This window comes from Peptoniphilus lacrimalis DSM 7455, from assembly GCF_000378725.1.
In the GTDB taxonomy this organism is placed as follows: Bacteria; Bacillota; Clostridia; order Tissierellales; family Peptoniphilaceae; genus Peptoniphilus_A; species Peptoniphilus_A lacrimalis.
Genome location: NZ_KB900371.1, coordinates 105,730 through 127,120 on the forward strand (window position 1 = coordinate 105,730; position 21,391 = coordinate 127,120).

A 21,391-nucleotide genomic window follows, 5' to 3' on the forward strand; every position below is an offset into this window, starting at 1 on the left:
ATACCCAAATTTACTAAAATATAAAATATATGCCAAATGTTTGGCATATATTAAATAAGTTCTCTTCTGTTTTTTAAAGCTGCTGAAATAGTTATTTCATCATAGTATTCTAAATCTCCACCTACGGGAAGCCCATAGCCTATTCTTGTAACCTTTAAATCAAAAGCTTTTAAAGCTTCGACTAAATATGATGCAGTTATATCTCCATCTACAGTTGGAGAAGATGCAATAATTATTTCTTTGATTTCTTTATTGTTTTCAACTCTTTTTATTAATTCTACAAAATTTATGTCCGACTCAGTTCTTCCCTTTAATGGAGAAATAAATCCATTAAGAACATGATAGAGACCCTTATAAGTATGTGTTCTTTCCATAGCATCAACATCTTTTGGATATTGTACAACACAAATAGTAGACTTATCTCTATTATTATCTTGACAAATATTACAAGGATCGGTGTCGGAAATATTACAGCAAAGTGAACATTTTTTTACTTTTGATTTAATTGTCCCAATGCTATTTGCTAATTCTTCAACTTCCACCTTATCCATATCAATTATATGATATGCAAGTCTTTGAGCAGTTTTAGGACCAATTCCAGGTAATCTTGTTAAATTTCTAATTAGTTGTTCAATAGGACCTACTATATTATCCATCTATTATAGTCCTGGAATATTTAAACCGCCAGTTAACTTACTCATTTTTGAATTCACTTTATTTTCAGCATTTCTTAAAGCTTCATTAACAGCAGCAACAATTAAATCTTCAAGCATTTCTACATCTTCTGGGTCTACGGCTTCTTTATCAAGTTTTATAGATATAACTTCTTTATTGCCATTAACAGTAGCGGTAACTGCTCCTCCACCAGATGTAGCAGAAATTTCTTCATTTTTTAAATTTTCTTGCATATCTGCCATTTCTTTTTGTAATTTTTCAATTTGCTTCATCATATTATTCATGTTTCCACCACCACGTGGATAACCGCCAAAACCTCTTGCCATAATTCCTCCTAAATATTTTCTACAAAATTTTTACCAAATAAATCTTCCAGTTTTTTTAAAGTTGTATCGTCAGCTATACTGATTTTTACATCAATATCCATGCCATAACGTTTTTTTAATACACTTTTAATTATTTCAAGCCTTTTAGGTTCATTTGTCGATTTCAAATGAAATTCATGACCAGGACCATAACAAATATTTAAAGTCCCATTTTCAAAACTTAAAGGCTTAGCATCATTTAAAAGTCCAACTAAAGGAACTTGATTTACTGCTTTTAAATCATTTAATATTTCATTCCAATCTTTTTTAATATCATTGATTCCTAAAGATTTTTCAGGTGCTCCATTATCTACAAGCTGATCATCAATGTTTTCTAAAGAATTTTTATGATATTCTTTTTTATCCTCATCAATAGACCTATCATAGTCTGAATTTTCTTCAGTATTTACTGATATAGGATCACTTTGACTGGATTTTTCTAAAACCTCATTTTCAGACTTCATATCTGAATTTAAATTTATTATATCATTTTCATTTGTATTTTCCAAAGATTGCCTATATATATTTTTATTGATTGATGAATCTTTTGTTAGAGAACCTAAAAATTCAAGCTTTTCAACTCTTTTACTCAAATTATCTAAATTCATTTGCAAGCTTTTAAAGTTTTTCTTGTTGCAGATTTTAATGGAAGTCATTTCAAGTAAAATTCTCGGATTTTCCGCATACTTTAAATTGACCTGCAAATCTTTTAATTCATCAATTATATCAAGAATATTATCTAAATCACAAGTTGCAGCCTGTTCTTTAAAATCTTTTAAATATGTTGAATATACAAGATTTTCAGGATTTTTTAAAGTCCTAACTAACATTAAATCACGCATATGTTTTAAGAGTTGATTGTTCAAGGATAAAAAATCTTTACCTTGAATGGCTATATCATCAATTACAGAAATTGCTCTTTCGGCATCTTTGTTTAAATATGCGCTTGTAAGTTCAAATAGGCTTTCTGAAGAAGAAATACCTAAAACATCCATAGCTTTTTCTATTGAAATATGGTCGCTATCAAAAGATAAAAGCTGATCTAGAACTGAAAGAGCATCTCTCATTGCCCCGTCAGAAGTTTTTGCTATAAGAAGATAAACTTCATCGTCTAAAGTTTTTCCTTCCATCTGACTTATATATTTTAATCTCTTAATAATGTTTTCTAAAGAAACCCTTGAAAATTCGAATTTTTGAGTTCTTGAAAGTATAGTTGCAGGAATTTTTTCTTTTTCTGTTGTAGCTAAAATAAAAATAAGATGACTGGGAGGTTCTTCTAATATCTTTAAAAGTGCATTAAAGGCACCCTTAGAAAGCATGTGAACTTCATCTATTATATACACCTTATATTTTAAAAAAGTTGGTGGGTAAATTACTTTATCTTTCAAATCACGAATATCGTCTACCCCGTTATTTGAAGCAGCATCCATCTCTACAACATCAACAGAGGTGTTATTTAAATTAGAAAGACAGGATTTGCATTTGTTACATGGATTCCCATCAATCGGATGCTCGCAATTAACAGCCCTAGCAAAAATTTTTGCAGCTGATGTTTTACCAGTTCCTCTGGTTCCTGAAAATAAGTATGCGTGAGAAACTTCATTATTTTTTATTTGATTTTTTAAGCTCATGACTAGAGCATCTTGACCTATCATTTGGTTGAAATCCAAAGGTCTATATTTTCTATATAAAGCTTTATACATTTTCTTTATTCACCATTTTTATTATAGCAAAAATATTGAAAATAATAAATTATCTAATATTTTTAACAGGACTTTCACAACATTATCACAAACAATCAATATCATATAGGAACAGATATTATTTAGGAGGAATTAAATTATGAAGAATTTAAAGAAATTAGCTAGTATTGGTATCGCTTCTGTTCTTATGTTAGGAATGGTTGCTTGCCAAAGCGGAAATAAAACAAATGCAAATAAAGCTCAAGAAAATGCAGTAGAAGCTCAAGAAAATGCTGATAAGAATCAAGCAGAAGCTAATGCATCTCAAGCTGAAGCTAACAAAGCTAAAAACGACGCTCAAGAAGCTGCTAAAGAAGAAGCTACTAGCAATGCTTCAACTGAAGAAGCTACAAACAACGCTTCAACTGAAAAAGCTGAATAATTTTTTTAAAGTTAGGGTCTCTTTTGAGGCCCTTTTTTTACATATATTATTATAATAAAACATTTTTTAATATTTAATAATTTACATTTATGATATAATAATATTAATTTTGAAAGAAGGTGGCATATGTTTTGTCCTAATTGTGGAAATATTGTTTCAAAAGATGACAATTACTGTACCCTTTGTGGGAAAAAGCTTAAAAATATTAAAATAAGCGTAGAAAATTTAGAAGATACTGTAAATACCAGTAAAACAACTACTAAAGAATCTACAAAAGATGTTACAAGGATTTTTAATCCACATAAATTAGATGGCATAGATACTACTGATGACATAAAAAATATAATTGCTGCTGTTGATAAAAAGATTTCTAAAAATATTAGAGATTATGAAAATCGTTCTAACACTTTAGACGATATCCCCAAAGTTAAAGAAACTAAATCGGCTCCAATTATAAAAAAAGATTCACCTAAAAAAGATGAAAATTTAAGTAAGAAGACTGATGTTAAAGAATCTGCTCCTCAAAAAAATATAAAATCTGATGAAAATTCTTTTAACGAATTCAAGATGTCTGAAAAAGAATTAGTTAGAAGAGTTCAAGAAGAACTAAAAAGAAATAATTTTAGCGAAAAAGATTATGAAAATTCTGATGATTCTTTAAATGACAAAAAATCTGAGGCTAAAGCTGAAGATAAAAATAAGAAAAAGACATTAAAAGATAAATGGAAAGATTTTATAAATGAAGACGATGATGAATTTTCCATCTTCAATGATTTAAAAAAGGATAAATCTTTAAAAACTGCTAAAGAAAGAGATTTTCACCTAACAAATACTGAGGACTATTCTAATAAATCGATTGAACAAACATTGTCTGTTCCGAAAATTACAACTGAAAATGAAAAATTTTTAGATAAGATTGTCAGTAAAGAAAAAAGAAAAAACAAAGCTGAAAATAAAAAAATAAATAATTCTTCTAAAGAAAATGATAAAGTTTCTCCAAAGAATCATACAAAAAGTAAATTTTGGAATAATGAAAAAATTAAATCAAATATAAAAGAAGAAAAAATAAAATTATCTAAACTAAAAGATAATATAGAGGATGATTTTAAGGAAAAACATATAAATAAAATAGAAAATGTCGATACCAATAGCTTTCTATTAAATAACTTCAAAAGATTTTCTGTCTTAAATCTAAATTTTTCTGATTTTCTAAAGAATATTAAAAGCAATGAAAGTTTGACATTGCTTGGTCTAGGCATCCTATTGATTTTTGTGCCAATGTTTATAGGTCAAGGAAAATTATCTTTTAATCTTATATTTTTCTTACTTTTAAAACTCGTTTTTGACTATATTCAGTTTTCTATACCTTTAAAAGTAGCAAAGGAAAAAACCAATCTTACAGAAAGCTCTGATAGGTTTAGAATCAATGTTTTAATAAACTGGTTTTATACGAAAATACTTTTATTCATAGGATATATAATAACACCTATGGGTGGATTTTTCCAATTTAACCTTTTAAAAGCTATGACACCAATGCCAATAGCTACAATAATTATAATTCTTCTATCCCCTATCATAGCCTTGGGATTTTATTATAGGGATTTAGAGAAAAACAAAATTATAGATTTTGTCGGATGGTACTCATCAATGTTTATTTTGTTTGAACTGATCTTCAAACTATCATGGTTTGGTCTAAACTTTATATTTAATACTTTGTTTTAAAAAAGCTGCCTTAAGTAAGGTTTTCTAAGTTGGCAAAAAACCAACTTAGAAAACTGCTTTAAATGGCAGCTTTTTCTTTGATAGATTTTCTCCATTTGCTTCCCAATAAATAAATAATATATATGAGTAAATTATAAATAGCAAAAACAAAAATAGTATAAATTATTTTATTCACTGAATCAAAAAAACCAGTAAATATTGGACTATGAAGTAAATATCCAGCATTTGAACCTGTAGAATAACCAAAAATAAGAAAAACTAAAAGATTTATATTTGCAAATTCATACATGAATTTTAACTGTCCCTTTGAAAACTCGTAATTATCCACAAAAATAAATATTGCAGCGCAAATAATTATCATAAAGTGTTTTGCAAAGAAGCAAAAAACTGTTGCATGAGGAAATTTGTAAGGATAAATATCCGGAGATATTAAAGCCAACACTCCACCTATACATCCCCAATAAATATTAACTGTTTTAAAGCTATCTTTTTCGTTAAATAAAAGTGCAAAAAAACCTGCCCATTGTGCAATTCTACAGGTATATATTGGAAGCAAATCAGCCCAACTAAAAGGCTCTTTTAGAAAAAAATAATAGTAAATAAATTCTTCAAGAATAACAAAAAATATTAAAAATAATCTCAAAGCTTTTTTAAAGTTTTCTGAATTTTCAATTATATTGCTATTTTTATATATACCAACCAGTATTAATGCAATAAAAATAATTATCGAGATATGTGCTAGAGAAAATTTTTCAAAAGGTACATTTTCATTAGTATGTCTAAAAAAATAAGTCAACAAATTTATCACCTACAGTAAAAATATTAACCCCACCATTACATAAAAGTGGCATAAATTTTATCTAAAAATATTTAATTTATAATCAATAAAACCGCCTATAAGACGGTTTATTAAATTAATTTATTTATGTTCATTTAAAAAATCATTGATTTTTGGTGCGACTTCTCTTTGGCTCCTACTGCTAACAAATAAACCAATATGACCTGTATTTACTTCTAAAAGCTCCTTATCTTCAGAAGAAACTGCATCCATAATAGGTCTTGTTGCTGCTGGTGGAACCTGATTATCTTTCAAACCTAAAATTGCTAGGAAAGGACACTTGATATTTTTTAAATCTACTTTTTTCTTCCCATCAAGTGAAAATTCTCCTTTAATTAAAGAATTTTTATGATACATTTCTATTTGAAATTCCTTATAAGCCCTGCCTACTTGATCAGGTGAGTCAAAAATCCATTGTTCCATCCTTAAAAAGTTGGCAAGTTTTTCTTCATCATCAATATAATCAATAAGACCAACATATTTATCAATCATTAGATCTAAGGGTTTTAAAAATACAAAACCTGCATTCATAAATTCACCAGGAATATTTCCAAATGTATCTACTAAAACTTCTGGATCCAAATACTTGCCCCATTTAAAAAGTAAACCATCGTTTGTAGAAAAATCCACAGGTGTAACAAGACTAACTAGATTTTTAATCTTATTTTGATTTAAAGCTGTGTATATATAAGAAAAAGTTCCGCCCTGGCAAATTCCCATAAGATTAATTTTATTTAATTTATGTCTTTTCCTTATAAGATCAACACAATCATTAATATAACCATTGATATAGTCATCAAGACCAATATATCTGTCATCAGCAGTTGGATATCCCCAATCAATTATATATAAATCTTGACCACCTTTTAAGAGATTTCTAATAATAGATTTATCTTCTTGTAAATCCATCATATATTGTTTGTTGACAAGTGCATAAACAATCAAAAGTGGTGTCTTGTTTATATTTTCGACTAAGGGTCTATAATGGTATAATTTCATCTTATCTTCTTCAAAAATAAGGTCTTTGGGAGTTTCATTAAAACCACTGTAATCAACATTCATAATATTATTTATGCCCTTTAAAAGTTTGTCATATGATTTTAAAGATTGAGTCAAAGACTTATCAACTTCAATTCCATAAAAATTATCCAAAGAATACCTCCTTAATCCTCAAAATTATCCTTATCTTTTTCCCTAAGCTCTCTTTTTAAATTACGAATTTCTTTTTTTAAATCATAAACAGACTTGTAAAGAGAATCCATATCTTCATTTGTAGGTATAGGTAAATTCTTAAAAGCATCCATTATAAGCTTATCTAAATCTTTTTTCAAAAACATTAATGAATCCACATAATTTCCTAAAAATTTGCTAAATTCGTCTGAATAAAATAATTTGTCAAAATTTTTAGAAACATTAGACTTCCAAAATTCATAAAATTCTTCAAAAGTCTTGGGTGTATTATCATTTTTAACATTTTCCACAAAAGAATTTACAACATCTTCTGTTGTATCCATTACAACAGTATTTAATTTTATATTAAGTTCAGCAAAATAAATTATAAATTTTATAAATCTATCAAAAGTTTGCATACGAACCTGATAAGTGTTTCTATCAATTCCAAATTGCGGTGCATTTAAAAGCTTTTCATAAGTCTTCTTATAATTTTCTTTCCAAATATTGAAAAACTCAAGGAAGCCTTCAGGGTCTAATAAGGCACCTTTCATGAAACTATCAACTAAATTTTCACTTGCATCCATCCAAGGCCCATAAATTATATTTGCAGTTTCCTTATAAGTATTTGTTAATTCATAAGCCTGTTTGAAAAGGTCCTGTAAATCTAAGGGTAAAAGAGGAAATATGTGATTATTTATAAATTTAACTTGACTCACTTTGAAGTTTTCTAAAGCTTCGTCTATAACCTTTTTACTGTCCTTATAATTGTCCAAAAAAGAGTCCTTATATAACTTATAAAGGTCATAATATATCTTTGAAGAATCTTTGATTTTATTTATAACTTGGAAAGGACTTCCTGTATAGTTAAAAAAATCCTGATTAATAAAAGAACCCATCATTTTTTCATAGTTAAGAAAAGGATTCATATTCGAACCAGCGTTTTTTGCAAAATTTTCTGTGAATTTAGACCAGGCATCCATAGATTTCTTTTGCCAATCCATATAATTATCAAAAAATTTAAAATCATTTTCCACTAAAACTACCTCCTATCATAATTACATCATAACATTTTACTTATTACTTATGCAAATATATTAAATATATAAATCGTTAAGTTTTAATTATATTATAATGAGTAGCATTAAAATATTTTTTAAATTTGTGAATTATTTAATAAAATTTTTCCAACAAATATATAAAAAAGAACTTAGCATATGCTAAGTTCAAAAATCTTTTTAATTAGTTTTGATATTCTTTGTAAGTTTCTTCATTGTAAGGAACTTTAATATCACCTGATATTATTTTTTTAGTTAATTCTGGAATTTTATCTAAAATTTCTTTCTTAACGTGTTTATCAGAAGTTGGTGCAATACCTACTGCTCCTTCATCTGCAAGGCCTAATTCTATAGTCTTTCCACCTTCAAATTTTCCTTCTTTCATAGTTTTAATTACATTATAAACTGCAACATCAGCATTTTTCATAGCAGAAGTAAGCACATTATCAGGTCCAACTTCGTATTGGTCTTTATCAACACCGATAGCCCACATTGTTTTATTGTCTTTACTAGCATCTTTTGCTGCTGCAATAACACCATCTCCAGCTCCTCCAGCTGCGTGGAATACAACATCAGCTCCGTTTTGATACATTGTAAGAGCTATTGATTTACCTTTTTGTGCATCAGTAAATCCACCAACATATTGGCTCATAACTTCAATTTTTGTTCCTTTTTCTTTAGCTGCATAATCAACTCCAGCTCTGTAACCATATTCAAAGCCCCAAATAATATTACCTTCTTGACCACCAACAAAACCAACTTTATTAGTTTGGGAAGTCATACCAGCAATATAACCAACTAAGAAAGATGGTTCTTGTGCTCTAAACATAATTCCTAATAAATTTGATGGAGCTTCTTTTTCTCCGCCATTAGTTGGGTCAACATCAACAATAGCATAATTAATTTCAGGATAATTTTGAGCAGCTTCTGTTATAGCATCACCCATTTTAAAACCAGCACCAACAATCAAATTTTTTTCTTGGTCAACAAAAGTTTCAAGGTTAGGTACATAATCAGCAGCTTGTTTAGATTCCAAATAAGAACTTTCAATTCCTAAATCCTTAACAGCTTTATCAATACCTTCTTTTACACCTTGATTGAATGATTGGTCATTAAGACCACCTTCATCAGTTACGAAACCTACATTGATTTTTTCATCAGTAGATTTTTCTTGACTAGCTTCATTAGTGTTAGCATTTTCTTTCTCTGTGTTTTTTGAAGCATTATCTTTGTTTCCTCCACAGGCAGTCATTGCTACAGCTATAAATAATATTAAAGCTAATAGAGTTTTTTTGATTTTCATATATTTCCTCCTAATAATTTTCTCATTAAATTATATAACAATAAATAATTTTTTACAATTTCTATTGTAAACGATTTTTATATTTATTTATGCAAAAAAATCCGCAAAAATGCGGATTATAATCATTTTAAAATTTTACAAAAAAGCTCTTGGTACTATAAATACTATAATACAGAAGCACAAGTACATAAGTGCAAGGCCAAGAGATTGTTTCAAATCTTTCTTATCAACCATGACAACATCTTTTGAGATTAATTTTCCTGCCAAAGCTCCAATAAATCCCAAAATTGGATAAATAATTATTATTCCTAAATTTGAACTTCCCTTATCAATAAACCTATAAAAAGTTGAAATCATAATTAACATTGGTGCCACATATAATATGTAGTTATTTCTATTAAACCAAATCATAACAACAACAAATAAGCATAAAACTAAAAATGCTACTGTTGCTAGGGTATTTAAAATATTTATCCTTGAAACAAAGCTAGAATTAATCATTTCAAGTTTATTTACATAATAGCCCGAATCATTGAATGCTTCTTTTATTGAGTCGGTAGTTTTAGTTGATTCTTTAAAATCACTCATCCTTGCATTTGTAATGAACACAGAAGTTTCTTCGACTACCCTTCCTCCTGAAAATAAAAGATTCTCAGGTTTATAATAAACCGTAAAAGAATAGTCTCCTATTTTTTCTTCAAGAGGTATTCTCATAACTGAATATGGTTTATAAAAGTTATTCTTAGATTTATTATAGAAATCCCTCAACCTGAATTTTGCATTGAAAAGTGTATTGTTTACCTTTTCATAATCTCCTTTAAGATTAGCAATTGAGTAGTAAGGAAGTATTCCTTCTTCAAAAAATATGTGTCTAGCTGGAACACCCATAATTCTAGCAGTTGAATTTTCTCCTGTATAGGTAAAACTTATTGTATATTTTATTAAATCTTCATTATTTTGATTCTCAACACTTCTAGAAACTACTAAATCCTCAACATTTGTAGGATTTTGGAAAATAATTCCCGAAAAATATCTATCCTTGCCATCATCAGGCCAAAGCAGATCTTTGCTAAAAAATTGTGTCAGAGAAGATAAAAACAAAACTATAATAAATATTGCAAAAATAATGTATTTTTTTATCTTTTCACTCATTTTCTACCTCCAAATGAAAACATTTCACTTTATTATTATAATAACATAGGTTAATGATAAAATAAACAAAAACTTTAATTTTAAGCTATTTATGATATTTATTTAATTAATTTTATCAATTTATAAATTTTTGTGAAATTATTTTCTTACATTATAAAAAAGCTCCAATAAAATTTTATTAGAGCTTATTATATTAAGGCTTATTTTATTAAGAAGTTGCATTGAGTTCTGTCCATGCTCTGTCATATAATTTTAGGCTATCTCCTAAATCTTTAAAGCTTTCTAAGTTTTCTAAATCATGAGGATTCGGATATGCTACTTCAGAGTTTTTTATTTCCGCTGGCAAAAGCTCTCTAACTCCTTTTACAGGAGATGTATAACCGATGCAATATTTTACATTTTTTACTTGAACTTCTTTTTTTATCATATAATTTATAAATTTATGAGCACCACTAAGGTTTTTTGCATTTTTTGGTATTACCATTGCATCCACCCATTTGTTAGAGCCTTCTTTAGGTATAACATATTTTAAATCAGGATTTTGTTCTATCATAAGCAGTGCATCTCCTGAATACATCACTCCGATATTAGCATCACCTTGAACAATTACATCTCTGCCATCATCATCCATATAAGCATATACCAGGGGTTTTTGTTTTATCAATTCATTTTTTGCTTCTTCAATTTCTTTTGGATCGACTGAATTAATTGAATATCCCAGCCTTTTCAAAGAAAGTCCTATTGTATCTCTTTGAGAATTATACATTATAATTTGTTTTTTATACTTGGGATTCCAAAGAATATCTAGTGAATCGACTTTATCTTTTACCTCTTTTGAATTGTATATTATGCCGACAGTTCCCCAATAATACGGAACTGAATATTTATTTTCCTTGTCATATGTTGGATTTTTTAAAAAATCCTCAACTTGTGAAAAATTATCTATTTTAGAAAAATCAATTGGTTGAAGAAAATCTTCCTTTATTAATTTCTCAATCATATAGTCGGAAGGAACTATGACATCAAATTTGTCTTGAGATTGAGTAACTTTAATATACATATCTTCATTTGAAGCAAATGTTGAATAATTTACCTTTATTCCCGTTTCTTTTTGAAAATCTCTTAAAATTTCTGGATCTATATATTCCCCTGCATTATATACATTGATACTTTCTTTGGCTTGATTTTTTCCGCAAGCAGTTAAAGAAAATAATATTAATAATAAGCATACAAAAATTTTTTTCATTGACTCAACTCCCTTAATTTATTTTCACTTCTCCTATTTATAATTACAAGAAGTATTAATAAAATCAACAGCATTAAAGTTGATAAGGCATTTATTGATGGATTTATTCCTTTCCTTGCCATGGAATAAATTGTTATTGATAGATTTGTTACTCCTTGTCCTGTGTTGAAAAAAGACACAACAAAATCATCTATTGAAAGAGTAAAAGCCATCAAAGCACCCGTTAAAATAGCTGGCTTTATTTGTGGTATTATTACTTTTCTTATAGCATAAAAAGGTTTAGCCCCTAAATCAAGTGCCGCTTCCAATGTATTGGTATCTAATTGATTTAATTTTGGCAAGATTGATAAAATCACATAGGGTATGCAGAATACTATGTGTGAAATTATCATTGTGCAATAGCCCATGCTGAGCTTAAATAGTCCGAAAAAACCCATTAATGCTATTGCTGTAACTATATCAGGATTAAGAACTGGTAGATAATTAATATTTAAAATAACATCTTTTTTTATTCCTCTTAATTCATGAATTCCTATTGCAGCAAGAGTTCCAATAATTGTTGAAATTAGTGTTGCTAAAACTGCCACTATTAAAGTTGTTCTTAAAGACGACAATATTGACGGGTCATAAAATAAATTTTTATACCACCTCAAAGTAAAACCTGCCCAGGAACCTCTAAGCCTTGAATCATTAAAAGAAAAAACTATTAAGATGAATATTGGAGCGTATAAAAATATAAATACTAGAAATAAATAAATTCTATCAATCAATTTTTTCATAAGCAACCGCTCCTTTAGACTCTTTATTTTTATTCTTTTTCAGTAATCCAGGAAGTACCATAAATATAATCATAATAACTATTAGAACTATAGAAATTGCAGAGCCAAATCCCCAATCTCCTGTGAATGTAAATTGTTTTTCAATTAAATTACCTATCAAATAGAAATTATTTCCTCCCAATAAGTTTGGTATAACAAAAGTAGAAATAGCAGGTATAAATACCATAGTTATACCTGTATATATTCCTGGAAGTGATAGAGGAAAAATAACTTTTAAAAATACCATAAAACTATTACAGCCTAAATCTTTTGCTGCCTCAATAAGTCTTTTATCAATTTTTAATAGAACTGTATATATTGGGAGTACCATAAAAGGCAAGAAGTTATAAACCATACCTATTGCTACAGCCTTCATATTATACATGAGATTAAAAGGACCAAGACCAATTAATCCCAAAGCTTTATTAATAAGACCATTTCTTCCAAGTAAAGTCAACCAAGCATAAGTTCTTAATAGAAAATTCATCCACATAGGAATTATAAAAACCATTATTAAATTATTTCTTATTTTTTCATTAAATTGGGAAATAATATAAGCAATAGGATATCCTATTAATAGGCACATCAAGGTTGATATTGCAGCTACTCCCAATGAAACAAATAGTATCTTTAAGTAAAGAGGTTCAAAAAATTTTGAATAATTATTTAATGTAAAAGAAAAATTAACTATATCTTTATTGGCATTTAATGAATAAAGTAAAATAAGTGTTAAGGGAAAAACTATAAATAAAATTCCCCATAAAGCATAAATATAAGCGTATCTCTTCATAATAAGCCCTACTTTCTTCTCATAACGTGGATTAAATCAGGTTCAATTATAAGTCCTACCTTTTCTCCAACCTCATTTTTAATTGTAGACTGTATTATCCATTCAACTCCGTCAACATCAACGCTCATTTCATGATGAACACCATAAAAAACTTCATTAGTAACAAGACCGTTAATCATCCCTTCATGGCGAACAAGTTTTATATCTTCCGGTCTTACAACAATATCCACTTCTTCATTTTTTTCAAAACCCTTGTCTACACAATCAAAAACATGTCCTTGAAATTCCACCTTATAATCTTCGATCATTTTACCTTTAATTATATTAGATTCTCCTATAAAATCTGCGACAAAAGCATTTTTAGGCTCATTATAAATAGATACAGGATCATCTTTTTGCTGAATTATACCATCGTTTAAAACCACAATGGTATCAGACATAGATAAGGCCTCTTCTTGGTCATGAGTTACATAAATAAAAGTTATACCGACTTGCTTTTGAATTTTTTTAAGCTCATATTGCATATCTTGACGAAGCTTTAAATCAAGAGCTCCTAGGGGTTCATCAAGCAAAAGAACTTCAGGTTCATTAACAAGTGCACGAGCTATGGCTACCCTTTGTTGTTGACCTCCTGAAAGAGAATCTATATTTCTATTTTGAAAATTATTTAATCCTACTAATTTTAATGATTGTTTAACCTTATTTTCGATCACTTTTTTAGATAATTTTTTTATTTTTAAACCAAAAGCTACATTATCAAAAACATTTAGATGGGGAAATAAGGCATATTTTTGAAAAACTGTATTTATTTTTCTTTGGTAGGGTTCATCATCTGTAATATCCTTGCCATTAAAAATTACCCTACCCTTATCAGGCCACTCGAAACCTCCAATTATCCTTAAAATCGTAGTTTTGCCACACCCAGAAGGTCCTAATAGAGTTAAAAATTCATTTTTCTTAATTGTTAAATTAAAATCTTTTAAAATTACATTATCCCCAAAAGTTTTGCTGATATTTTTTAGTTCAATAACAAATTTATCTTCCATCCTTACCCCCTAGAAATTTGGTGGAGAGCTAATCCAAATAACCTTAGCCTCTCTTTTTTTATTATTTACAAGAAAATGCTCCCTTTTAGCCTCGAAATAAAAAGTTTGCCCACTTTTTAATTCAAAAATTTTATCACCATAATGCAAACAAATGCTTCCCTTCTCAACATATCCAAAAACTTCACCTTCAAAGGGGGCAATTTTTTTAGACTTGCCACCCTCTTTTAAGGAAATTAGAGTAGGTTCCATCATATTTTTTTGTGCATTAGGGACAATCCATTGTAAAAAAAATCCCAAATCTTCATTTTCATATTCAAAATAATCATCTTCAGAAAATATTATTCTTTCATTTTTATCTTTTGAAAAAAATTCTGAAGGAGAAGTACCCAAAGCTTCAAGAATATCTAAAAGTGAATCAACGGAAGGTGATGTAAGATCTCTTTCTATTTGTGATATAAAACCTTTAGTAAGCTCACTTCTTGTAGCAAGCTCTTCCTGAGTAAGTCCACTGGCTACTCTTAGCTCTTTTATCTTATTACCTATTTCCATTTAATCTCCTCTTATTAAATATTTTTCTTAAATTATTAAACTATTCACAGTATAAAATCAATACCTATATTTGTCAATAGGTTTATTATATTAAATTTAAAATTTATCATAATTATAATTTGAATTTCATTTATTTGTTTTTCGTGATATAATTTTTTTATGAAAGAAAGATATAATATAATTGATTTTTTGCGTGGATTTACCATCATTCATATGATTATTTTCCACTTGATATTTGATCTGATTAATTTTTATAATTTTAATATCAACATGAATTTTTATTACTACCAACAGTATATATGTATTTCCTTTGTTTTTTTAGCTGGGCTGTGCGAAAACTTTTCAAAAAATAGGATAAAAAGATCTATTATTTTAGGAATATCATCTATATTAATTTCTGTTTTTTCATTCATTTTTGATAGATCTTATACCATATATTTTGGTGTTATACATTTCTTTTTTTCAGCAGGTATTATTTTTTATTTATTTGAAAAATTTTCTATAAAATTAAATAAAAAAATTTTATTCTTTGTTAGTTTATTGCTATTTATAATTTTTAAAGATATATACAAAGGTTCTATATTTTTCAAGCTTATTGATATACCTAAAAATCTTTATACTTACAATTTATTTATTTTAGGCTTACCTAAAGCTACTTTCACTTCTGGAGATTATTTCCCGATAATTCCTTGGATATTTTTGTATTTTTCCGGTTACTATTTTTATGAATTTTTAAATATTAAAAAAAGAATGCCATCCAAAAATATTATTAATATTTTGGGAAGACATTCTCTAATTATATATTTGCTCCACCAAGTTATTTTAGTGGCAATATTAAAATTAATTTTTGGCTAGTTAGAATTTACCTCCGGCACCTCCGCCGCCACTTGAACCGCCGCCGAAGCCACCAAAGCCTCCTGAGCTTCCGGAACCAAAACCTCCGAAACCACCAAAGCCGCCAAAACCACCAAAATCATCAAAACCGCCGAATCTATTTCTTCTGTATCTTCTCTTACGATTTTTAGGACCATTGATAAAAAATGAAAATATTATATAAATTACAATAATTAGAATTATAAATTCAGGACTTGTCAATGAAAAATCATCTGATTGAGAAACATCTTTAGAATATTTCCCTTCCTCAGCATTTAATTCCACATCATATTCATCTTCATAAAGTTTAATTATATTATTAAAACCTTCAAGAATGCCAGCTTCATAATCCAAATCTGAAGAATTTTCACTTTCTCTTATAACTTGTCCCATAGCCCTATAAATTCTGGCACATTTTGCATCAGTTATAAAACCTTCAGCTCCATAACCAGGCTCAATCTGAATATCTCGTGATTTAGTAGCCATAAGTATAAGACAACCATTATCCTTTCCCTTTTCACCAATTCCAAGCTCACTAAAAATTTCTGTGGCATAGGCTTTTGCTTGTCCTTCTTCAATGCTATCAAGGATAACTATTGCTATTTCTCCACCTGTTTTATTTTTTAAATCTAAATTTATTCCATTAATATAGTCCTTACTTTCTTGGGACAATACGTTTTGTGTATCATAAATAAAATAATCAAATTTGTTTTTATCTATAATATTTTTAGCAAAACATATATCAAATATTAATGGAAATAAGACTACAATAAATAAGAGCCTTCTCTTCATAAAATCACCTAAAATTCAACACTAGGAACTTCCATATCCTTTTCTGAAACTTCAAAATATTCTTTTTCGTCAAATCCTAATATTCCAGCAATTAAATTTGTTGGAAATCTCTTTACAGATTTATTATAAACCGTAACAGTATCATTGTATCTTTTTCTTTCAGTTGCTATTCTATTTTCTGTTCCTTCGAGTTGAGATTGAAGGTCGAGAAAGTTTTCATTAGCTTTCAATTCCGGATAAGATTCTACAACAACATTTATTGCCCTTGTAAGTTCTGCATCGGCTTTTGCAAGTTCTTTCGGTGTAGATGCACTTTCTATCCCACTTCTTGCTTGTGTTATTTTTGTAAGTGTTTCTTCTTCATGTTTAGCATATCCCTTAACTGTATTTGTCAGATTAGGAATTAAATCAGCACGTCTTTTAACTTGATTTTGCACTTGAGCCCAAGACTGATTCACATCTTCTCTGAGTGACATCAACCTATTATATTTACCTCCGAGAATTGCTACTAAAGCAATTGCTATTACTATTACAATTATTAATCCTGCTATTCCCTTATTCTTTCTCATGGTTTCCTCCTATTTTTATTATTTTCATATCATTTATAGCTTGCTCAACTAACTTATCAATATCTAAAGCTTCTTCTGAATTTTCCATCTCTTCAACCTCTGGTCTTAAAGATGGATGCTTAGGTAAAAATACTGTGCAGCAATCTTCAAAAGGTAGAATTGAAGTTTCATAAGTTCCAATTTCTCTAGCAATATCAATAATATTAATTTTATCCATACCTATCAAAGGTCTAAAAACAAGTTTACGTGTGATTATATCCGTAACTTTTAAACCGTCAATAGTTTGTGAAGCTACTTGTCCTAAATTTTCTCCTGTTATTATTGCATCATAAGAATTGTCTAAACTTAATTTATCGGCTATTCTCATCATAAATCGGCGAGAAAGAAGAGTCATCTGATCTTCAGGACAATTTTTGTTAATTTCTTTTTGAATATTTAAAAGATTAACTGAATACATGGTCATTTTCCCTGAAAAACTAGAAATTTTTTCAGCTAATTTAATAACTTTTTCTTCTCCTCTTTGAGATGTAAAAGGATAAGAGTGAAAATGTAGGACATCTAAGGCTATTCCTCTTTTTGCCATTAAAAATCCTGCAACAGGTGAATCTATTCCACCCGATAAAAGTAATAACCCTCTTCCATTTGTACCCCTAGGAAGACCTCCATAAGCTTTTATTTTTTCCGTATATATATAAGAATTTTCTTTTTTAAAATCCAAATATAAATAAAAATCAGGATTATGAACATCTACTTTTAGAGGGAAATTTTTTAAAATTGCCCCACCTAATTTATTATTAAAATCCATTGAATTCATTGGATAAGATTTATAGGCTCTCTTGCAATGAACTTTGAAAGTTTTAAAATTTGGGTTTTCTTTTAGTTTTTCTCCAACAAAAGAAACCACAGCCTCTTCTATTTCTTTTAGATCACTTTTAACTTTTATACAGGGACAAATATAAACAATTCCGAATATATGCTTACACCTTTTTATTAACTCTTTTTCGTCCCTATATCCATCAATATAAATTTTTCCCATAGAATGGTATACATTTCCATGATCTAAATCGCTTATAGCCTTTTTTATTTGTCCAAGAAGTTTTGACATAAATTGCCCTCTATTCTTTCCTTTAAGGACAATTTCTCCTAAAGACATTGACAATACTTTTTCCAAACAATCACCCTATCATTATATTTCTAATTTCATTTACATACTTAATTAGTTTTTCGACAAAAATATCTATATCTTTAAAACTGATATCTTTAGATGTACAAATTCTAATAGTTCCATCCATTAAATTGTCATTAAGACCAATTTCTTTTAAGGTTTTTGACTTGTGATTTCCGTTAGAAGAACAAGCTGAAGCAGTAGAAATATAAATTTCATCTCCCTCTAAATAGTGAAGAAGAACTTCTGCTCTTATATCTTTTATAGATACACTCAAGTGAAAATTTGAAGAATTTTCGGGCGTATTTATCTGATAATCGCTTAAATTTTCCTCTAAAAGTTTTAATAGATAAGCCTTAATCTTACCAGCATGTTCTATTCTTTGTTCTAAATTTTCATAGGCAAGTTGGCAAGCCTTGGCAAAACCTAAAATTCCCGGAACATTTTCTGTTCCACTTCTGAGACCTTTTTCTTGACCTCCACCGATGACAAGGGATGGAATATCAAGGGATTCTCTAACATATAAGGCTCCTACTCCCTTTGGTCCATAAATTTTATGGGAAGAAATGGAATAAGTATCAATACCTAATTCTTTTAAATTAACATGAATCTTACCAACAGCTTGAACGCCATCACCATGTATTAAAACATTTCTATTTTTTTCTTTAACTCTTTTAGTAATTTCCTTTAAATCATTTATAGTCCCAAGCTCATTATGGACATGGATAAGAGAGAGAACTATAGTATTTTCATCAATTTCATCTAAAAGTTTTTCTATATCTACATTTCCATGTTTATCAACACCAATAAATTTAACATCTAATCCTTCATTTTTATAATTGATAAACTGATCGTTAATTGATGCATGCTCAATAGCAGTAGTTATTATTTTATTTCCTTTTCTTTTATTCTTTTTTATTAAACCATGAATGGCAATATTATTGCTCTCAGTTCCACCCGATGTGAAAAAAATCTCTGAAGCTTGTGCCCCAACTAATTTAGCAACTGCACTTCTTGATTGTGCAATTTCTTTTTCAACTTTTAATCCAAAAGAATGTAGAGATGAAGGATTGGCAAAATCCTCACTCAAAGCTTTTGTCATAATATCTATTGATTCTTGACAAGTTTTTGTTGTTGAACAATTATCTAAATAAATCATCTAATCACCTATGTATCAATATCCTAAATCTTCATTTATTAAAAATACATATATATCTCTATCCTTAGCAGATGCATTTAAAAATAACTCCATATTAGCTGCATCATCATAATGTACATAATCATCAGACCTCAAGCCTTTAAAAATATCATTATTAATCCTTCTTGAATTTAAAGGTATAGCTATATTTTCAGCTCTTCTAACAGCTTCAGCCTTATCTGCTACAATTTTATTTCTGCCAATAAAAATAAAAACTTTCTTATGACCAAAGCAAACTGAAGAAATTCTATTTCCAATTCTATCTACAAAATACAAACTTCCATCAGATGTAATTGCATTTGCAGAAGTTAGATAATAATCAGCATCTTTACAGTTGTCTAATCCTTTTTTAAAGCCATCTTTCCAATGCCAAAAACATTTATAGCCCTTATCTATTAAAATATCATAAATTCCTAAAGTTTCTAAAGTCTTAGAGCCAGCAAAGCCAAAACTTATATTTTCTTTTGCAAAATGAAGAAAATAATCAACTGCATCTTCTTTATTATCAAAAATATAAGAAAAAAAGCCATTTTTAATAAGTGAGCTTTTAGTTCTTAGTAAATCTATCATTAAAGTTAATTCACCTCATATTTATGATATACTATTTTTTTTAAAATTTAAAGTATTTATAAGATCAAGTTAAATGCTATAATCATATTGGTGATTGCTTTGATATATAATGAAAAAAGACTAAGTGAAAATTCAGAAAAAAATTTTTTAATAATAGAAACAACAGGGCTTTCAATAAAAAATGACGTCATTATTGCAATAGGAATTATTAAAAATAATACTATTTATCAATTTATTATAGAAGATTTAAAAGAAGAGATAGAACTTATAAATAAGGCAAATAAAATTATTAGAAATGAAGAAATAATTGCTTATAACGGAACTTTTGAAAAAAATTTTTTAACTTATAAGGCTGATACTTATAAAATCCCAACTGATTTCAACATAAAAAAATTAAGTCAAAAAATAAAAAACTTTAAATATCTATTCCCTTTAGAAAATTATTCAAAAAATAATTTAGAAGAATTTTTCAAAATTGAGGGTCAACCTGTAATTTCAGGAAAAAATGTCGGCGAAAACTTTAAAAAATATTTGCTTAATAAAGACAGAAATAAACTCCTAGAAATTTCCAAAAGAAATAGGGAAAATCTAATAAAATTAAAAAACTTATATGTGGTAGTAAGTAAATACCTAGGAAAATTTCTTAAATTAGAATTTGGTAGCTTAACCTTTGAAATAAAAAATATTTATTTAGAAAAAAATACAATAATATATGAAGGAGAATCCTCTTTTGAAGGAAATTATTACAGATCTAATAAAAATTATACCTTTATTTGCAATAAAAATTTCAAAGTGGAATTATTTACTCATTCCGATATCTATGATAAAGCTGATTACTGTTACTATTTATTAAAAAAAGACTTTAAAAACCTGACCAATAAATCTCATCTAAAAAGTCCTTCTCAAATTTTGATTTTATACTATAAAGATTTTTTAATAGAAAATATAATACAAGTCTTTAAAAAAATAATCCAAATGGAGATAGAAAACTTTATATAAGACTATGATTAATTCAAATATCTTTAAAAAAGGCCTAAAGATTATTCTTTAGGTCCCTTTTCCTTAATATAATTATAAACTTTGTCTAACCTTTCAGCAGGCAATGTTTCTACAATTTCTTTTATTGAACTAACAATTTCAGAATCTTCTTTAGGGTCACTGCCCAACAATCCATAAATAAAAGATAATTCTTCATGAGATAACCATTTTTGATATCCCTTTAAATGACTTAGTATAAATTCTTTTTTTTCGTTGTCACTAATCATATTATCACCTCTTCGTGACTATTTTACCCAAAAATATGAAGATAAACATAAAAGTTAAAAATTTTTCAAATTGTAATAATTTTTTTCAAAAAGAAAAAAATAA

Annotated in this window: 23 protein-coding genes; 4 read left to right on the plus strand and 19 right to left on the minus strand. The window is 28.0% G+C overall.

All coding sequences use genetic code 11. The annotated features are described in order from the left end of the window. Window positions 1–50 precede the first annotated feature (50 nt). The 3 genes from recR to dnaX are packed head-to-tail and all read right to left on the minus strand — an operon-like array spanning window position 51 to window position 2,743. The gene (recR, locus tag F594_RS0105440) at window positions 51–656 is read right to left on the minus strand and encodes a recombination mediator RecR (RefSeq protein ID WP_019034828.1); all 606 of its coding nucleotides are present in this window, start codon (window positions 654–656) and stop codon (window positions 51–53) included. 3 nt (window positions 657–659) lie between these two features. Further along, window positions 660–1,001: a YbaB/EbfC family nucleoid-associated protein gene (locus F594_RS0105445; RefSeq protein ID WP_004825468.1), complete on the minus strand. Its 342-nt coding sequence runs from the start codon at window positions 999–1,001 to the stop codon at window positions 660–662. An 8-nt stretch (window positions 1,002–1,009) separates the two neighbouring features. After that, entirely contained in the window at window positions 1,010–2,743 is a 1,734-nt protein-coding gene (dnaX, locus tag F594_RS0105450) for a DNA polymerase III subunit gamma/tau (RefSeq protein WP_019034829.1), read from the minus strand. Window positions 2,744–2,882: 139 nt separating this feature from the next. Between dnaX and F594_RS0105455 the strand changes: the two genes are divergently transcribed. Together F594_RS0105455 and F594_RS0105460 are read left to right on the plus strand one after the other, a co-directional pair. Then, window positions 2,883–3,164 carry a hypothetical protein gene (locus F594_RS0105455; RefSeq protein WP_009345545.1) on the plus strand — a complete coding sequence of 94 codons (282 nt, stop codon included), beginning with the start codon at window positions 2,883–2,885 and terminating at the stop codon, window positions 3,162–3,164. Between the two features lie 126 nt (window positions 3,165–3,290). Next, window positions 3,291–4,886, plus strand: a complete 1,596-nt coding sequence (locus F594_RS0105460; RefSeq protein WP_019034830.1) for a zinc ribbon domain-containing protein — start codon at window positions 3,291–3,293, stop codon at window positions 4,884–4,886. 58 nt (window positions 4,887–4,944) lie between these two features. Here the strand turns inward: F594_RS0105460 and F594_RS0105465 are convergent, their stop codons facing one another. The 10 genes from F594_RS0105465 to F594_RS0105510 all read right to left on the minus strand — a co-directional run bounded on the left by F594_RS0105465 (window position 4,945) and on the right by F594_RS0105510 (window position 14,856). Next, on the minus strand, window positions 4,945–5,685 hold the full coding sequence (locus F594_RS0105465; RefSeq protein ID WP_019034831.1) for a TMEM164-related integral membrane acyltransferase: 741 nt from the start codon (window positions 5,683–5,685) through the stop codon (window positions 4,945–4,947). 120 nt (window positions 5,686–5,805) lie between these two features. Continuing rightward, a complete protein-coding gene (gene phaC / locus F594_RS0105470; RefSeq protein ID WP_019034832.1) occupies window positions 5,806–6,876 on the minus strand; it encodes a class III poly(R)-hydroxyalkanoic acid synthase subunit PhaC in 1,071 nt (356 codons plus the stop codon). Between the two features lie 11 nt (window positions 6,877–6,887). Next, the gene (locus tag F594_RS0105475; protein ID WP_019034833.1) at window positions 6,888–7,931 is read right to left on the minus strand and encodes a poly(R)-hydroxyalkanoic acid synthase subunit PhaE; all 1,044 of its coding nucleotides are present in this window, start codon (window positions 7,929–7,931) and stop codon (window positions 6,888–6,890) included. 205 nt (window positions 7,932–8,136) lie between these two features. Then, window positions 8,137–9,255, minus strand: coding sequence for a BMP family lipoprotein (locus F594_RS0105480; RefSeq protein ID WP_019034834.1), 1,119 nt, complete (start codon window positions 9,253–9,255; stop codon window positions 8,137–8,139). Between the two features lie 135 nt (window positions 9,256–9,390). Further along, the gene (locus tag F594_RS0105485) at window positions 9,391–10,407 is read right to left on the minus strand and encodes a hypothetical protein (RefSeq protein ID WP_019034835.1); all 1,017 of its coding nucleotides are present in this window, start codon (window positions 10,405–10,407) and stop codon (window positions 9,391–9,393) included. Between the two features lie 208 nt (window positions 10,408–10,615). Beyond that, the gene (locus tag F594_RS0105490; protein ID WP_019034836.1) at window positions 10,616–11,653 is read right to left on the minus strand and encodes an ABC transporter substrate-binding protein; all 1,038 of its coding nucleotides are present in this window, start codon (window positions 11,651–11,653) and stop codon (window positions 10,616–10,618) included. Continuing rightward, entirely contained in the window at window positions 11,650–12,432 is a 783-nt protein-coding gene (locus F594_RS0105495; RefSeq protein WP_019034837.1) for an ABC transporter permease, read from the minus strand. The genes F594_RS0105490 and F594_RS0105495 overlap by 4 nt, the downstream gene beginning before the upstream one ends. Next, window positions 12,416–13,261 (minus strand): ABC transporter permease, encoded by an 846-nt coding sequence (locus F594_RS0105500; protein WP_004825605.1) that lies wholly within the window; start codon window positions 13,259–13,261, stop codon window positions 12,416–12,418. The genes F594_RS0105495 and F594_RS0105500 overlap by 17 nt, the downstream gene beginning before the upstream one ends. 8 nt (window positions 13,262–13,269) lie before the next feature. Further along, window positions 13,270–14,307 (minus strand): ABC transporter ATP-binding protein, encoded by a 1,038-nt coding sequence (locus F594_RS0105505; RefSeq protein ID WP_019034838.1) that lies wholly within the window; start codon window positions 14,305–14,307, stop codon window positions 13,270–13,272. 9 nt (window positions 14,308–14,316) lie between these two features. After that, complete coding sequence (locus tag F594_RS0105510) at window positions 14,317–14,856, minus strand: helix-turn-helix domain-containing protein (protein WP_004825598.1); 540 nt, start codon at window positions 14,854–14,856, stop codon at window positions 14,317–14,319. Between the two features lie 159 nt (window positions 14,857–15,015). Here F594_RS0105510 and F594_RS0105515 point away from each other — a divergent pair, with 159 nt between their 5' ends. Further along, entirely contained in the window at window positions 15,016–15,711 is a 696-nt protein-coding gene (locus tag F594_RS0105515; protein WP_019034839.1) for a heparan-alpha-glucosaminide N-acetyltransferase domain-containing protein, read from the plus strand. On the opposite strand, the gene F594_RS0105520 is transcribed toward F594_RS0105515, so the two are convergent. From F594_RS0105520 to F594_RS0105540, 5 genes are read right to left on the minus strand one after another with little or no spacing between them, the layout of a single operon-like run. Next, window positions 15,712–16,521 (minus strand): TPM domain-containing protein, encoded by an 810-nt coding sequence (locus F594_RS0105520; RefSeq protein WP_019034840.1) that lies wholly within the window; start codon window positions 16,519–16,521, stop codon window positions 15,712–15,714. Window positions 16,522–16,529: 8 nt separating this feature from the next. After that, a complete protein-coding gene (locus F594_RS0105525) occupies window positions 16,530–17,090 on the minus strand; it encodes a LemA family protein (RefSeq protein WP_004825382.1) in 561 nt (186 codons plus the stop codon). Continuing rightward, a complete protein-coding gene (gene thiI, locus F594_RS0105530; protein ID WP_019034841.1) occupies window positions 17,077–18,261 on the minus strand; it encodes a tRNA uracil 4-sulfurtransferase ThiI in 1,185 nt (394 codons plus the stop codon). The genes F594_RS0105525 and thiI overlap by 14 nt, the downstream gene beginning before the upstream one ends. Before the next feature lie 4 nt (window positions 18,262–18,265). Next, the gene (locus F594_RS0105535) at window positions 18,266–19,414 is read right to left on the minus strand and encodes a cysteine desulfurase family protein (protein ID WP_019034842.1); all 1,149 of its coding nucleotides are present in this window, start codon (window positions 19,412–19,414) and stop codon (window positions 18,266–18,268) included. Window positions 19,415–19,429: 15 nt separating this feature from the next. Further along, the gene (locus F594_RS0105540; protein ID WP_019034843.1) at window positions 19,430–20,023 is read right to left on the minus strand and encodes an LUD domain-containing protein; all 594 of its coding nucleotides are present in this window, start codon (window positions 20,021–20,023) and stop codon (window positions 19,430–19,432) included. Window positions 20,024–20,113: 90 nt separating this feature from the next. On the opposite strand from F594_RS0105540, the gene F594_RS0105545 reads away from it, so the two are divergent. After that, window positions 20,114–21,022, plus strand: a complete 909-nt coding sequence (locus tag F594_RS0105545; protein WP_233428303.1) for a ribonuclease H-like domain-containing protein — start codon at window positions 20,114–20,116, stop codon at window positions 21,020–21,022. A 41-nt stretch (window positions 21,023–21,063) separates the two neighbouring features. Here F594_RS0105545 and F594_RS0105550 read toward each other — a convergent pair whose 3' ends face one another. Then, window positions 21,064–21,288: a hypothetical protein gene (locus F594_RS0105550; protein ID WP_009345574.1), complete on the minus strand. Its 225-nt coding sequence runs from the start codon at window positions 21,286–21,288 to the stop codon at window positions 21,064–21,066. Between the last annotated feature and the right edge of the window lie 103 nt (window positions 21,289–21,391).

Bases quoted from the DNA above. Each gene is read 5' to 3' on its own strand.
- recR (WP_019034828.1), bottom strand. From the start codon at position 656: ATGGATAATATAGTAGGTCCTATTGAACAACTAATTAGAAATTTAACA.
- F594_RS0105445 (WP_004825468.1), bottom strand. From the start codon at position 1,001: ATGGCAAGAGGTTTTGGCGGTTATCCACGTGGTGGTGGAAACATGAAT.
- dnaX (WP_019034829.1), bottom strand. From the start codon at position 2,743: ATGTATAAAGCTTTATATAGAAAATATAGACCTTTGGATTTCAACCAA.
- F594_RS0105455 (WP_009345545.1), top strand. From the start codon at position 2,883: ATGAAGAATTTAAAGAAATTAGCTAGTATTGGTATCGCTTCTGTTCTT.
- F594_RS0105460 (WP_019034830.1), top strand. From the start codon at position 3,291: ATGTTTTGTCCTAATTGTGGAAATATTGTTTCAAAAGATGACAATTAC.
- F594_RS0105480 (WP_019034834.1), bottom strand. From the start codon at position 9,255: ATGAAAATCAAAAAAACTCTATTAGCTTTAATATTATTTATAGCTGTA.
- F594_RS0105485 (WP_019034835.1), bottom strand. From the start codon at position 10,407: ATGAGTGAAAAGATAAAAAAATACATTATTTTTGCAATATTTATTATA.
- F594_RS0105490 (WP_019034836.1), bottom strand. From the start codon at position 11,653: ATGAAAAAAATTTTTGTATGCTTATTATTAATATTATTTTCTTTAACT.
- F594_RS0105495 (WP_019034837.1), bottom strand. From the start codon at position 12,432: ATGAAAAAATTGATTGATAGAATTTATTTATTTCTAGTATTTATATTT.
- F594_RS0105500 (WP_004825605.1), bottom strand. From the start codon at position 13,261: ATGAAGAGATACGCTTATATTTATGCTTTATGGGGAATTTTATTTATA.
- F594_RS0105505 (WP_019034838.1), bottom strand. From the start codon at position 14,307: ATGGAAGATAAATTTGTTATTGAACTAAAAAATATCAGCAAAACTTTT.
- F594_RS0105510 (WP_004825598.1), bottom strand. From the start codon at position 14,856: ATGGAAATAGGTAATAAGATAAAAGAGCTAAGAGTAGCCAGTGGACTT.
- F594_RS0105515 (WP_019034839.1), top strand. From the start codon at position 15,016: ATGAAAGAAAGATATAATATAATTGATTTTTTGCGTGGATTTACCATC.
- F594_RS0105520 (WP_019034840.1), bottom strand. From the start codon at position 16,521: ATGAAGAGAAGGCTCTTATTTATTGTAGTCTTATTTCCATTAATATTT.
- F594_RS0105525 (WP_004825382.1), bottom strand. From the start codon at position 17,090: ATGAGAAAGAATAAGGGAATAGCAGGATTAATAATTGTAATAGTAATA.
- F594_RS0105535 (WP_019034842.1), bottom strand. From the start codon at position 19,414: ATGATTTATTTAGATAATTGTTCAACAACAAAAACTTGTCAAGAATCA.
- F594_RS0105540 (WP_019034843.1), bottom strand. From the start codon at position 20,023: ATGATAGATTTACTAAGAACTAAAAGCTCACTTATTAAAAATGGCTTT.
- F594_RS0105550 (WP_009345574.1), bottom strand. From the start codon at position 21,288: ATGATTAGTGACAACGAAAAAAAAGAATTTATACTAAGTCATTTAAAG.